Source organism: Protofrankia sp. Cj3 (genome assembly GCF_917627355.1).
Lineage (GTDB): Bacteria > Actinomycetota > Actinomycetes > Frankiales > Frankiaceae > Protofrankia.
Map to the genome: position 1 here is coordinate 6,604 of NZ_CAKJTR010000219.1, position 946 is coordinate 7,549.

At 68.7% G+C, this 946-nt stretch carries 1 protein-coding gene and 1 pseudogene; one reads left to right on the forward strand and one right to left on the reverse strand.

The features are described 5' to 3' along the window. Nucleotides 1-193, reverse strand: a pseudogene (locus tag MJ783_RS20635) (hypothetical protein); the annotation flags it as partial. Nucleotides 194-320: 127 nt separating this feature from the next. Here MJ783_RS20635 and MJ783_RS20640 point away from each other — a divergent pair. Beyond that, nucleotides 321-946, forward strand: a 626-nt coding sequence (locus MJ783_RS20640) for a hypothetical protein (protein ID WP_239312880.1), incomplete at its 3' end; no start/stop codon positions are given.

Genomic DNA, 946 nt, shown 5'->3' on the forward strand with positions numbered 1-946 from the left:
CTCGATATTTTTTGATCCATTCCCGGACCTGTTCGTCGTCCCAGACGCGACCGCTGCGCGTCGTGCCGATGGGCGCGGGAAATGTGTCGCGGCGGCTGATCTGATCGGCGCGTTTGCGGGAGACACCGCCGAGGAGCACGGCGACGTCACTGATCGTGATCAAGACCACTGTCCCCACGCTAAGACTTCCCATGTGGGGAGTTCCCAAGGTGGAAGCCCTGGGCTAGCGTGTCGCGCATGACCATGCTCCGAGCAACCTCGACACCACACCGCGAACGACCGCATACTTCCCCCGGGGACGAACCGCCCTGGAGGCGCCCGTGGACGCTGCGCAGCCACCCGCTACCGGCACACTCGACCGGCGCCGCGCGCTCCTGGCAGGGAGCGGCCTCGTGACGGCCGGCGTCGTCGGCGACATACCCCAGCCGACCAGTCCCGACCAGCTCCGTGGCCTCGCCGACACCCTCGACGGGGCCTTCGAGTACCTACCCGCCCGCCAGATCGCCTACCTGACGCACCACGCCGACAAACACGGGCGGGTGATCCTCGCCGACTGCGACCGAGGGTCGCGCGACTACGTCCAGGCGTGTGCCGCTGTCGGCATGCTGGGTGCGACCAGGGCGGCGGCCCTGTTCGACCTTGGCGACCGCATCCGTGCGAACACCCTCTACGAGAAAGCGTTCGACGACCTCGGCCGGGGAGATCATCCCGTTGCCCAGCTCTGGGTGCTGGGCCGGCAGGTGATCCATGAAACGTTACAGGCCCGGCCGGTCCTCGCCGTCACCCTCGCCACGCACGCCCGGGTGTTCGCCGCCCGACACGGCCTCGATGGTCATCCCACCTGGGCGCGGCTGCTGGTCCAGGCCGAAGCACGGGCGCTGATCGCCATACGTCAGGTCGCACGCGCCGAGTCGGTCCTGCGGGAAGCCGCTGACGTCATGACCGC